Raw genomic sequence first — 12994 nt, 5'->3', positions numbered from 1 at the left:
ATAGGTGAAGTCCAACTTCTAATAGTTAAAAGTTGAATACAAAATTTCAATAATTTAGTGGATCAATTAAATAGAGATATATGTTTTGGCTGTGACGAAAGCGTAGCGACAGTCACATATGTTTTAGCTGTGACGAAAGCGCAGCGACAGTCACATATGTTTTGGCTGTGACAAAAGCGTAGCGACAGTCACATATGTTTTGGCTGTGACGAAAGCGTAGCGACAGTCACAAATAGATGACAGCAATTGATATCAAGAAAGGAAGTTTTGGAACGGTCATGTATGAAAAACAATATCCTGAATTGAAAAAGGAAGAAGGGTACACTTCACCTGCCAGCCCCAAACCGTTGCACGAATTAAAGATGCTGCAAGAATATATTCATAGTGCGAATTTGAATAACTTGGGTAATAAGCTCCCAAATTCGAAACAGCAAATGATTCTACTAAAGTTTTTTAAATCAAAAAAGAATCAACTTGTTGAAGTTTATTCGCGAAATCATGAAGAAGTCATTCATACTATTGCGAAAGTAACTGTTGTGGGGAGAGATTTTGTCATGCTTCGAACGCTTTTTACAAGAATATGGATACCGTATTCGGTGATTCATTCTGCAAAATCTCCCTTTGGACTCCCCGATGTCCCGGGAACACATCAGCATGTAGTTATAGATGCAGAGTTAAGAAAGAAACTCCTTACAAATTTTGCTGTAACTGTAGCTGAAAAGGAGACCTTAAGACAGCAATTTTTTGAAGAGTTACTTGAAACCAATTTAAAAACATGGATTGGCACAAAACTAACCATTTATTCCAAAACAATCATGAAGGGTAAAATTCGGAAAGTACTTAAGGGAAAATTGAAAATAGATGAAAAAGAGATTTCAATTCGCAACATTCAATACATTAAACAGACAAGATTTACTTCATTTTTCGAGCGGTTCTTCGCTAAATTATTTGCTAGTAAACTAACAAGAGAAAAATAACTGCTTTTTTAAAAGCGGAATTTTCAATAGAAATATATTTTTTGGAAAATAATTGTTAAATTACTGGAAAATTGTGTGTTTGATTATGTAAATAAATTATAGTTCCATAAACTAATTATGACTAAAAAAGTAGGAGGTGATAAGTAGTGGAAGAGAATATTCTCCCTGAAAATAGATTGTTCCTTGACGTATTGAATAAATCGGTATTACTCGTAACGGAAAGTAAACAATTAAATCTTTTAGGCCAAACTTTTCGTCCAATTTTCACTGGTGTAGTTACGGAGGTTCAAAATGGGTTTATCACATTAGATCCTGTAATCATCAAAATGCACAACGCACCATTTTATCGTTTTCCGACACCTTTAAGTTTTCCAATTGAACATATTGCAGTGTTCACTGAATTTGATATGAATCGACAAATTCCGCTTATTTAGAGACATGAAAAAACTACAGAAAGGGTGAACTCTATGAGGGATGATTTTCTGAATCAATCAGGAAAACAAGTAGTGGATATAAATGCTATTCGTGAACTTGATGTCACGATGGAATTTAGGGAAAATGTAGGGAATAGAGCGCTGATCATAATTTTTCCTTTCCCTTTTTTAATTATTGGGAGAATTGAGAAAGTTGAGAGTGATTATTTGTTTATCTGCGCGGAAGTAACAAATGTAACTGAATTAGATGGGGAAGAATTCCGGGTGCATATTGATGATATTGAAGTATTTTATATCGAAAAAGATCATCATCGTCCTATTCCCGATATAAGGAATGGTCATCATGCTTAGGAAATTTCATGTTGTTGCAATTCCAATTAGAATCGTGGTGAATCGATTTGGCGATCATGATCCAGATGGTATGATGTATGTTTTAAAAGAAAATGAAGATGTTGTTAAAGAGAAAGTAAAGTTAAACCCGTTTTCTACTGTTGATTTAGTCGAACCATTAGTGATCCGTGCAAATGTGGGCGACGAAATTGAAGTTCTTTTTGAAAATCAGCTTCCATTTAATACTGGTATGCATATCCAAAATGCGGAATATGATGTTTTTACTTCAGATGGAGCATTTGTAGGGTTAAATCCAGACACGACTATTCCTAAAGGAAAAGCGATTATCTACAAATGGAAAGTAGATCATGAAGGCATTCATTTCTTCTCCGATTTAGGAAATCCATTATCGAGTGAAAAGGGAAGCAATGTCCACGGGCTTTTTGGTGCATTATTTGTCGAACCAAGAGGCTCATGGTGGACTGACCCAATAACGGGAAAACCAATCAATAGCGGGAATTTTGCGGATGTTCATAATCCTTTGTTGCCATCCTTTAGAGAGTTCGGTTGGTTCTTCCATGATGAAATGGAAGTGGATGATTTAACAGGGCAGAAACCGATTAGTCCACATACACTGCAGCCGGAAGCAACTCATCTTATAAATTACCGTTCAGAACCTATGAGAAATAGATTGCGACTGATGCATGAAGGCGTTGTTTGCCCAGATTGTGAAGGAGAAGAGGTCCATCATGATTCGTGGGTATTTGGTGACCCGGATACACCAATTTTGCGCGCATATATTGGGGATCCGATTAAAATTCGCCTCGTACATGGCGGGACAAAAGAAACCCATTCTTTCCACTATCATGTGCATCAATGGTTATTCGAACCAACTGACTCGGATTCTGAAATTCTCGATGTGCAAGCAATATCGCCACAAACTCAATATACCATTTCTCCTGCATATGGAGCAGGAAGCCTACATGGAGCAATTGGAGATGCGATCATACATTGTCATCTTTATCCCCATTTTGGTGAAGGGATGTGGGGGTTGCAACGTAATTTTGATACATTGCAAGATGGCAGTATGTGTTACCCAAATGGCGTGCAAATTAAAGCACTTCAACCACTACCGGACAGACCTCTACCGCCAAGACCGACACCTGAAAAACCAGGGTTTCCTAACTTTATTCCGGGTATCCCAGGCTTTAAGGCACCTAGACCGCCACTTGGCATTGAAAATGGCAGGGAACCAACGGAGATTGAGCAAAATGCTTTTGCCAAAAATGCTGTTCCCGGAGCGGTTTTTGTTAATCCGGCAAAAGAAGATACACCAGTTCGATTTTTTGACGTCTCTTTGATACAAATGCCAATTATCTATAATAAAGAAGGTTGGCACGATCCAGAAGGAAGACTTTACGTTTTAGCTGAAGATGAAGAGGCTATTCTTTCTGGCCGTAAAAAACCAGAACCTCTTGTAATTAGAGCCAATGCAGGGGAGGCAATACGTTTCAGATTCACAAATAAGCTGCCTGAAACAATCGGAGGAAATGCGTTTCAATTAGTTAATAGAACTTATGAAGCCGGAATGCATGTTCATTTCGTTAAGTTTGATGTGCTTGTAGCAGACGGGGCAAATGTAGGCTGGAACTATGATTCTTCTGTGTTACCGGGTGAGACGATTGAATATCAATGGTTTGCAGATGTGGAGCTGAAATCAACCTTCTTCCATGATCATTTATTTGCCAATGAACATCAACTGCATGGTGTATTTGCAAGCATTAATATTGAAGCAAGAGGCTCTCAATATTTTGATCCTTATACAGGTGAAGAAGTTCGTGCAGGGACTCAAGCAATGATTGTTAATCCAATCATTCCTGATTTCAGGGAAATAAATTTATTAGTTCATGATTTTGCCTTGTTGTTTGATAAAGATGGAAATCCTTTAAATCCACCACCGTTCCCTGGTTCACCAGATGATCCTGGAGTAATGGGCATTAATTATCGGAGTGAACCGCTTCAATTTAGACTGAAAGAACCGGAATGCGATCCTGCCTATGTGTTTAGCTCATGGGTACATGGTGATCCGGTTACTCCAATGCTGGAAACTTATAACGGAGATCCGGTACGAGTCCGATTAATACAAGGATCTCATGAAGAATCTCATAGTTTTAATCTCCATAGGCAAAGATGGAATCGAGAACGGGGAGATTTAGATTCTGAATTAGATCAGCAGAAACATCTTGTGATTGCCGAATCTTTCACACAAGAATTCGCTATAGAAGGCAAAGGCGACTTTGATATGCTCTATCATTTTGGCTCAATAGACGATATTTGGTTAGGGAATTGGGGAATCTTCCGTACTTTTGAAAAAAGAGTCGATCATTTATTGCCTTTGCCTGATCGATTGGATGATATTTGTTGGAGAGATGAACCACTACCGAAAAAAACAGGTAAAAAGCCACCGATGGCTATAGCGGATAAAATTAGCTACCCAAAGGGTGCAAAAGTTAGAAAATATGATGTTGCAGCCATCAATACGAAGATTATCTACCATGAAGATGGCGATCACGACCCACATGGAATTGTGTTTGCATTAAAAGAAGATGTTGAAGACATTTTATGTGGGAAGAAAAATCCAGAACCATTAATTATCCGTGCAAATGTTGGTGAATATGTGGAAGTAACGTTAACAAACTGTTTGACAGGAGAAAATCATCATGATGGCCTCCATGGTTATCCCGAGGTGCCAGTTGAGGCATTTTTCCCACCATCGAACCGAATCTCCATGCACGCGCAATTAGTAGAATATGATGTAAGACATTCAGATGGCGCAACAGTAGGCTTCAATTTTGACCAAACGATTGGACCGGGTGAATCTATAACCTATCATTGGTATATTGACCAAAGATTCGGTACAGCTAACCTTTGGGACATGGCAGATGTTCGCAACCATCGTCACCACGGAGCATTCGGAATGATTATTGCGGAAGCAATTGGCTCGAAATATTTAGATGCCAAGACGAGAGAAAAGGTGCAGACAGGAAGCCAAGTTATCATTTCCAACCCAATATTGCCGGAATTTAGAGAGTTTTGTCTTCTTATGCATGATGGTGTAAGGTTAGTAGACAAAAACGGTAACCTCATTATAGATCCACAAGTGTTGTTTGAAGACGATGAAGAAGATGAGTTGGCAGATTTTGAAGACCAAGGCTCCAGAGGGTTTAATTATCGATACGAACCATTTAGAAATCGAATTAACCGATTTAAAGAAGTGCATAAAGTCTTTAGCACAAAAGTATTTGGAGATCCGAGCACACCGTTATTTTTGGCATATCCCGGGGATCCGATTACTATGAGAATTACTTTCCCGGCGGATAGAGCAAGGGCACATTCATTTGTAATACACGGCCACAAATTTTTCCGCAGTAAAGATGATATCAACTCATCGATTGATTCTGAAGTAGACCATCTAACAGTAGGCGCAAATGCCAATATGCAACTATTTTATGGAGCGGGTGGCTTCTTTAATCGACCAGGTGATTATATGTACCGATCAGGAAATATTCGATGGGATATTGAACTTGGTTTATGGGGGATTCTGCGTGTTCTTAAAAACAAACGGCAAAAGTTGGCGCCATTGAAAATGCACGCGGTAAAAAATGGACGTCATATTCTGAAGGATGCTATACCAAAACAAAGAAGAGAGTTGCTCAACAGGCGACGTACCATTAAAGCAATTGTTAAAGGAAAGATCCTCAATGAGCCAATAGAACAGATTGAAGGTGAGTTCCCATGCGAAGATGTGTAACTTGTCACCATACTCCTTGTTGTTGTCCTTTAGCTGTAGATTTATTTGGTTCACCTTTTTTATGTCAGGATAAAATCCCTACACGCAGGTTTGCTTCCCCAAATAGTCCGCGAGATCAAGAAAGTTTGGATGAATTTCAAGCTGAAATTGAAGAGGCCAATGATCTTCTGCGTTCTTTAGGTTCCCAGCCCGACAATAATAATAGAAGGCAATTGCAACTTCATCTTCTTGAATTGAGTGGCATGATCGTTTTAGCGGAAGTATTATGTGAATGCGATTTTCATGAAAACGTAGAAGAAATATCTTTAAGTGAAGAAGAAATGCAACTAGATGAAGAAACACATGATGATGACTTGTTCAAGATTAAAGAAGATGATTGTGAAATGGTGAGATCGATATGGCTTGAAGGCAAACTTGCGACTGCAGGAAGAGATTTTGTTCAATTAAATCAAGTTGGTTCGACAGTGTTCATCCCATTTAAAAAACTCCTTAATATTAAAAAGCATGCTCATACTGAAGGGGTTGAATCCGAGCCCGAGTTCATTGACGCCGACAAACACTTAAGACGCCAGCTTGCATTTAATTTTGGAGAGTTCGTATCGAAACATCCCGATTTCATCAACTTATTTTTTGGCATATTCCTCTTCAGACAACTAAAACAATTTGTTGGGGAAGACATCCTTATTTTCTCAAATGAAGGGAAAATGAAAGGATTGCTTACAGAGGTAGAAGAAAACCATGTCACGATTTTAAATAAGTGTGAAAAACAACAAGTGAATTTAAATGATATTTGTTATTTCAAAGTTTTTGATTTGAAATAAGCTCTGTTTACAAATAACAATTATTGTGTCTTGCTAATTACTATAGATAGTATATAATAAATTGACGAAATAAATAGGTTCGTGTCAATGTAAACGATTATGGTAAATCGTGTGCATCGTTTGCAACGATGCACACGGTTTTCTTTTCAATTAAAATCATTATTTTGAAAAAATTTTTTATTTCGTTATACTTCGAGTTTAAAAGAATTAGGCAATTATGCTTTTTATAATTAAGAATTTACATATAATAAATTGATTAATTTTAAAATTTATTTCATTTAAGATGAATAATCAATTGTTTAAAGTCTGGCTTTTTAAGGTAATTTATCAATGATTTCTATAAATATACTTGACGTAAGATTGTAAAATTTGTACACTGTGAACAATCAAATGTTTTTTCGGGAAATACAACAATATGAAATAGTAAGGATTTGGTGATATGATAGTTTGTAAATTTGGCGGTACTTCCGTTGCTAGCGCAGAACAAATTAAAAAAGTAGCGAATATTGTGAAAGCTAATCCACAAAGAAAGATTGTTGTGGTCTCCGCTCCTGGCAAACGTTTTAGCGATGATATTAAAGTAACGGACCTTTTAATCGAATTGGCAGATGCAGTACTGAACAACGGGGATATTGAGCAAAAAAGAGACCGTGTTGTCAATCGGTTTAAGGAAATAGCAGCCGACCTTGGGCTAAATCACGAGATTTGTGATGTAATTGCAAAAGATTTGCAAGAACGAATCGACTCTGATCAATCAAATAAAAATTTATTTATAGATAATTTAAAAGCAAGCGGTGAAGACAATAACGCAAAATTAGTTGCAGAATATTTCAATTCAATCGGAGTACCTGCAAAATATGTCAGCCCGAAAGATGGGCTCGTGTTGAATGACCCACCGGAGCGCACTTATGCCCTTCCTGAAACATATGAAAATTTAAAGGATTTGGCTAAGGGCGAGGAAATTGTCGTATATCCTGGATTCTTTGGTTATACAAAGGATGGGGTGCTGCGTACATTCGATCGCGGCGGATCAGATATTACTGGCTCGATTTTAGCGGCAAGTGTTAAAGCCGATCTATATGAAAACTTCACGGATGTTGACTGTGTATTTTCGGCAAATCCAAAAGTTGTCAATGATCCGGTAGGCATCTCGGAAATCACTTATCGGGAAATGCGCGAGTTATCATACTCCGGCTTCTCTGTTTTCCACGATGAAGCGTTAATGCCGGTATACAAATTAGGAATTCCGGTCAATGTCAAAAATACAAATAATCCATCTGCTCCAGGAACTAAGATTCTCCCAACTCGTTCTTTGGCAGGCAGTCATCCGGTAACAGGTATTTCTGCTGATAGCGGCTTTTCCATTCTTTACGTTTCCAAATATTTGATGAATCGTGAAATTGGATTTGGGCGTAAACTTCTGCAGATTATTGAAGAAGAAAAAATTTCTTACGAACATACGCCTTCAGGATTGGACGATATTTCTGTTATTATCCGTTCCACTCAGTTAACGGACGAAAAAGAAGCTCGTATTATTAAACGAGTGAAAGAAGAATTGCATGCAGATGATGTATACTTCCGCCATGGAATCTCCATGATTGTTATTGTTGGAGAAGGTATGCGCAACAACACTGGCCTTGCAGCGCGTGCAGCATCTGCCATCTCAAGAACTGGTGCCAACATCGAAATGATTAATCAAGGATCTTCGGAAGTAAGCCTGGTATTTGGCGTTCTTTCACAAACTGAAAACCAAATCCTGCGTGCATTATACGATGAATTTTTTGCGCCCATCACAATAGGCTAGAAGTGAACAGGCTATTTTAAAGGTTCTACAGAGACAATCTGTAGAACCTTTTGCTTTCTTAATCTAAAAATTTCAACTACTATAATTGAGGTAGAACAATCCGACGTGGTGGCGAAAAATGACCAGTTTCATAGGTTGTTGAAAATCAAACCAAGTTAAAGGAAATGCCCAACATTAGGTAAACAAGAGGGGGAGATGAAGATGAATGTAGTTTTTGTTTTAACAGCTACGGGAGAAGAATTATTGGAAATGGTCTCAGACGATGTGGCAGGTTTGCTTGCAGCAGTCAAAGGCGCAAATGTTACATTTCCTTTTGGCAGTTTTAAATACGATTTCCATACACTCGATCATTATCTGGAGGAAAGTGTATATCGCCAGGAACTTGTCATCTATCTGAAAGTAGAACAAGAGCAAGTCACAGTATTGTAAATAGGTATTGCTTAAGGTATAAGAGCGATTGAAGTAAAAATTTTTACGCTATTTAAATAAATTCAAAAGATGTTAAAATAGAGTAAGTGAAACATAGGCAGCAAAAATACAAATAAGTACGAGCTGCTTTTATGATCTTTAAGGGGGAAGTTATAATGAAATTAAACGATTGGCTCAATAGTGAAATACCTACCATTTCACAATCACTGGAAGAAATACATAGAGAGCATTTTTCAATTGATAAAACAATCGGTTTTGAAGGACAAGAATCCATATACTCTTTAATAAAAGATTTCCGATCCGCATTATTTCCGTGCTTATGTGATAAATACTCAAATGTGGAAACGCGCATTAATATCTCCATCGGAAACAAATTAAGAACATCTGCCATCAATTTAAAAGAACTAATTGAAAAAGTACTAATCAATGATTCTTCGATTCACGAAGACGAAGCAAAAGAAAAAGCGGATTTAATCGTGATTGACTTGATTAAAAAGCTGCCTGAAATCCGCAGAGTAATCCAAACGGATATTCGTGCAGCCTACAACGGAGACCCGGCAACAACATCATTGGAAGAAATCCTGTTGAGTTATCCTTCCATTCAATCCATTACGATTCATAGAATTGCGCATGAATTATACAAAGCAGGAGTGCCGATTATTCCGCGCATTATGTCGGAATATGCCCACCGATTGACAGGAATTGATATCCACCCTGGTGCGTCAATAGGGGAATATTTCTTTATTGACCATGGGACGGGCGTCGTAATTGGTGAAACTTGTACGATTGGCAGAAATGTGAAAATCTATCAAGGTGTTACTTTGGGAGCTAAAAGTTTCCCGCTGGATGAACACGGCAATCCGATTAAAGGCATTAAACGCCATCCGAACATTGAAGATAATGTTGTCATTTATTCAGGTGCAACGATTCTTGGCGGAGACACAACAATTGGCCAAAACTCCGTAATCGGAGGGAATATCTGGTTAACGCAATCGGTGCCAGCAAATTCAAGAGTATACCAAACACAGCCATCCCCAAATATCAAGAATGGCCAATTATAATTCAATCAATATAAAAAAACAAGTGGAGAGAATCTTCACTTGTTTTTTTATGAGAAATGAAGGAAGAAATCTGCCTTTATTAAGGAAAACTAAAACGCAAGAATAACAGTATTCATTATTCTTGCGCTTTTTGGAGTTGTTAGTCCCGTAAAGGAGGACAAAACATATTTACTATCATATTTATTGTGCAGCTTCAGAAGCTAAAATGAAACGTTTCAGCATTTGAATCTGGCCTAAATGCAAAGCTTCATGGAATGCACCAAATGCAGCTAATTCACCTGTATTCTTATTGCCGATGAATGGTTCCGGCAATTCAACCGTAAACGCTTCTTCCGGAAGAGCGTTGATTCGCTCAAGCTGTTCATTCAAAAGTTCTAATATAGATGAAATCGAAGGAACTTCTCCAGCCCACTCGGCAGGTTTTGAACCTGATTTGAAATATTCGTTATACTGCGGCGGTAAATTATTTTGCCCATAAAACATAAATAGCTCGGCCGCAACAAGAATATGGCCCACTTGCCAATGAATATTATTATTAAAGCCAGCTGGTATTCTCTCAAGCACTTCAGGCGAAACGTCTTCCAACACTTTCGTTAAGTTTTGTCTTGTTTTTGCGTATTGCATTTTAATCAATTCACTCATAAAAATCCCCCTAAATCTCATTATTTATCCAGCACCAACAATAAGTATATCGAAATAAAAACAATCAGTCTAATTTTCTGTATGAATATTTAAACAATTTATTATCCGAGAATGTATCATTAATAATTTTATTATGTAAACTTGAATGTTAATTTTTTGTGATTTACTATCTTCTCCGCATCGGTTAGAATCGTAATTAGTGTAATAAATAGGAAGTATTTATTACAATATTAAGAAAGAGAGTCGATTTATGAATCGAAAATCAAAGATTGTGTTAGCGGTCTTATTGGGCAATTTGTTCATTGCATTCTTGGGCATCGGTCTGATCATTCCGGTGTTGCCAACGATTATGAACGAATTGAACATTTCCGGAACAGTTGTCGGCTATCTAACTGCTGCATTTGCTTTCACTCAACTGATTGCTTCACCGATTTCAGGACGTTTTGCAGATAAATATGGACGCAAGATTATGATTATTTTAGGCCTTGGAACCTTTGCAGTTTCGGAATTATTGTTTGCTATGGGAGAAGCGGTTGAAGTCTTGTTTATTTCCCGGATATTAGGGGGAGTCAGTGCCGCATTTATTATGCCAGCTGTCACGGCATATATTGCTGATATCACCACATCTGAAACGCGTCCTAAAGCATTGGGCTATATGTCGGCAGCCATTAGCACAGGATTTATAATCGGGCCGGGTTTAGGGGGCTTCCTTGCAGAAATCGGTACACGTGTACCTTTTTATTCGGCCGCCGCATTGGGTGCGGTTGCAACTATTCTATCGATTTTCTTCCTGAAAGAGCCGGAACGAGTAGAACAACTGGAAGTTTTTGCACAGGAAGCTTCTCAGTCAAGCTTGAAGAAACTTTTCATTCCCATCTTCTTGGTTGCCTTTTTAATCATTTTCATTTCCTCTTTCGGATTGGCAGTAGTTGAATCGTTCTTTAGTTTATATACAGACCATAAATTTGGCTTCACACCAGGGGATATTGCCGTTGCCATAACGGTCTCCGCGATCATTGGAGCTTTATCGCAAATTTTGTTGTTCGATCGCATGACCTTATGGTGGGGAGAAATCAATCTGATACGGCTTTGTTTAATCATAGCGGCCATCTTTATCATTGTTTTAACACAAGTATCGGGATTTATGATGATTGTTTTGATCATTACAATCTGTTTTGTGACGTTTGACTTGATTCGACCGGCTGCAACTTCCTATCTTTCGAAGATTGCCGGAAATGATCAGGGATTTGTAGGCGGGATGAATTCAATGTTCACTTCGCTGGCGAACGCCCTAGGTCCAATCTTAGGTGGGATGTTATTTGATATAGATGTAGATTATCCGTACTATCTGGCTGCATTATTTTTGGCGGCAGCATTCGCGATTTCTTTAGGTTGGAAGAAACCTATTATCGATACTCGCGAACCATAAACTGAAAAAGATTAATTGTTTGTAAAGATGTGTATGCCAAACACATCTTTTTTAATTGGAATATGAATCTCTTGATAAAGCACTTGTAGTTTGGGAAATAGGTGAATTATAATAAGTTCTAAAAATTGGAAAAATTACTTACTCTTTTAAAGAGCGAATGTTTTTTCAAACGGGCGATATCAAAAATTAAAACTGTTTCTTTGAAAACAATAAAAGGAGCTTACCTATGAAGAAAAAATTAGGTATTGGAATTGTTGGGAGTGGAAGCATTTTAGAAACACATATTAACAGTATTCAAAATATGCCAGACGCGGAATTAGCAGCAATTTTTACTAGAAGCAGAGAGAATGGGGAGAAAATAAGCGGTCAGTATAATATTCCATATTACAATGATTACCAAGATTTTTTACATGATCATCATATAGATATCGTTACGATCATAACTCCAAGTGGTACCCACTCCGACTTTGGCATTTTAGCAGCAAAAAAAGGAAAACATGTCATAGTTGAAAAACCAATTGAAATTAATCTAGCAAAAACGGACGAATTAATACGGGTTTGTAAAGAATCGAATGTGAAGTTAAGCTGTATTTTTCAACATCGTTTTGATGACGGAATAAATGATATTAAACTAGCGCTTAGTAAAGGACTGTTTGGCCAACTAAACTTTGGAGCAGCTCGTACTACATGGTATCGATCACAAGAATATTATGATAGTGGTGCATGGCGCGGAACTTGGGAACTTGATGGTGGAGGAGCATTAATGAACCAATCCATCCACTATATAGATCTATTGCTCTATTTAATGGGCCCGGTAGAGGAAGTGTTTGGTTACTGTGCAACTAGAGGGCATGAAAGAATAGAGGTAGAAGATATATCAGTAGCATCATTAAAGTTTAAATCAGGTGCATTGGGTCTAATTGAAGGTAATACGGCTGCCTATCCTGGATACAGTGCCAGTCTTGAGATTTTCGGAAATAATGGTAGTGTCGTGATTAAGAATGATCAAGTAGAAGAGTGGAACTTCCGAGATGGAAAGACATATACAAAAGCAAAAAATGAAGGGATTGCTTCAAGTCCTTCCACAAATAAAATAACCAATTATCAGTCTCATAAACGTCAATACCATGATATTATTAACGCAATCATTAATGTTAGAGAACCACTTGTAACAGGTGAAGAAGCCAGAAACTCTCTTGAATTAGTTTTGGCTATCTACGAATCGGCGAAAATAGGAAAACCAGTAAAATTATAAT

The 12994-nt window shown here is 37.7% G+C and carries 11 protein-coding genes; 10 read left to right on the top strand and 1 reads right to left on the bottom strand.

What is annotated here, in order from left to right:
• Positions 1–236 precede the first annotated feature (236 nt).
• The 8 genes from D1B33_RS08880 (at position 237) to epsC (ending at position 9667) form a co-directional block, all read left to right on the top strand.
• Entirely contained in the window at positions 237–977 is a 741-nt protein-coding gene (locus tag D1B33_RS08880; RefSeq protein ID WP_147370392.1) for a hypothetical protein, read from the top strand.
• Between the two features lie 146 nt (positions 978–1123).
• A complete protein-coding gene (locus D1B33_RS08875) occupies positions 1124–1411 on the top strand; it encodes a hypothetical protein (protein WP_118876014.1) in 288 nt (95 codons plus the stop codon).
• 33 nt (positions 1412–1444) lie between these two features.
• Positions 1445–1762, top strand: coding sequence for a hypothetical protein (locus D1B33_RS08870; RefSeq protein WP_118876013.1), 318 nt, complete (start codon positions 1445–1447; stop codon positions 1760–1762).
• Positions 1755–5552 (top strand): multicopper oxidase domain-containing protein, encoded by a 3798-nt coding sequence (locus D1B33_RS08865; RefSeq protein ID WP_118876012.1) that lies wholly within the window; start codon positions 1755–1757, stop codon positions 5550–5552. The genes D1B33_RS08870 and D1B33_RS08865 overlap by 8 nt, the downstream gene beginning before the upstream one ends.
• 125 nt (positions 5553–5677) lie before the next feature.
• Positions 5678–6373 carry a hypothetical protein gene (locus tag D1B33_RS08860; protein ID WP_147370391.1) on the top strand — a complete coding sequence of 232 codons (696 nt, stop codon included), beginning with the start codon at positions 5678–5680 and terminating at the stop codon, positions 6371–6373.
• 439 nt (positions 6374–6812) lie between these two features.
• Positions 6813–8177, top strand: coding sequence for an aspartate kinase (locus D1B33_RS08855; RefSeq protein WP_118876010.1), 1365 nt, complete (start codon positions 6813–6815; stop codon positions 8175–8177).
• A 201-nt stretch (positions 8178–8378) separates the two neighbouring features.
• Positions 8379–8606, top strand: coding sequence for a thymidylate synthase (locus tag D1B33_RS08850; protein WP_118876009.1), 228 nt, complete (start codon positions 8379–8381; stop codon positions 8604–8606).
• A gap of 155 nt (positions 8607–8761) precedes the next feature.
• A complete protein-coding gene (gene epsC / locus D1B33_RS08845; RefSeq protein ID WP_118876008.1) occupies positions 8762–9667 on the top strand; it encodes a serine O-acetyltransferase EpsC in 906 nt (301 codons plus the stop codon).
• 180 nt (positions 9668–9847) lie between these two features.
• On the opposite strand, the gene D1B33_RS08840 is transcribed toward epsC, so the two are convergent.
• Entirely contained in the window at positions 9848–10309 is a 462-nt protein-coding gene (locus D1B33_RS08840; protein WP_118876007.1) for a DinB family protein, read from the bottom strand.
• A gap of 250 nt (positions 10310–10559) precedes the next feature.
• Between D1B33_RS08840 and D1B33_RS08835 the strand changes: the two genes are divergently transcribed.
• Positions 10560–11738: an MFS transporter gene (locus D1B33_RS08835; protein ID WP_118876006.1), complete on the top strand. Its 1179-nt coding sequence runs from the start codon at positions 10560–10562 to the stop codon at positions 11736–11738.
• 226 nt (positions 11739–11964) lie between these two features.
• Positions 11965–12993 carry a Gfo/Idh/MocA family protein gene (locus D1B33_RS08830; protein WP_118876005.1) on the top strand — a complete coding sequence of 343 codons (1029 nt, stop codon included), beginning with the start codon at positions 11965–11967 and terminating at the stop codon, positions 12991–12993.
• Position 12994 lies beyond the last annotated feature (1 nt).

Origin of the sequence: Ureibacillus yapensis (genome assembly GCF_003515775.1) — a bacterium.
Lineage (GTDB): Bacteria > Bacillota > Bacilli > Bacillales_A > Planococcaceae > Ureibacillus > Ureibacillus yapensis.
This window is presented reverse-complemented; position numbering and strand designations above follow the sequence as displayed.

What these genes read in the sequence shown, in the direction of transcription:
- D1B33_RS08880 (WP_147370392.1), top strand. Translation starts at nt 237, where the DNA reads ATGACAGCAATTGATATCAAGAAAGGAAGTTTTGGAACGGTCATGTAT.
- D1B33_RS08870 (WP_118876013.1), top strand. Translation starts at nt 1,445, where the DNA reads ATGAGGGATGATTTTCTGAATCAATCAGGAAAACAAGTAGTGGATATA.
- D1B33_RS08865 (WP_118876012.1), top strand. Translation starts at nt 1,755, where the DNA reads ATGCTTAGGAAATTTCATGTTGTTGCAATTCCAATTAGAATCGTGGTG.
- D1B33_RS08855 (WP_118876010.1), top strand. Translation starts at nt 6,813, where the DNA reads ATGATAGTTTGTAAATTTGGCGGTACTTCCGTTGCTAGCGCAGAACAA.
- D1B33_RS08850 (WP_118876009.1), top strand. Translation starts at nt 8,379, where the DNA reads ATGAATGTAGTTTTTGTTTTAACAGCTACGGGAGAAGAATTATTGGAA.
- epsC (WP_118876008.1), top strand. Translation starts at nt 8,762, where the DNA reads ATGAAATTAAACGATTGGCTCAATAGTGAAATACCTACCATTTCACAA.
- D1B33_RS08840 (WP_118876007.1), bottom strand. Translation starts at nt 10,309, where the DNA reads ATGAGTGAATTGATTAAAATGCAATACGCAAAAACAAGACAAAACTTA.
- D1B33_RS08835 (WP_118876006.1), top strand. Translation starts at nt 10,560, where the DNA reads ATGAATCGAAAATCAAAGATTGTGTTAGCGGTCTTATTGGGCAATTTG.
- D1B33_RS08830 (WP_118876005.1), top strand. Translation starts at nt 11,965, where the DNA reads ATGAAGAAAAAATTAGGTATTGGAATTGTTGGGAGTGGAAGCATTTTA.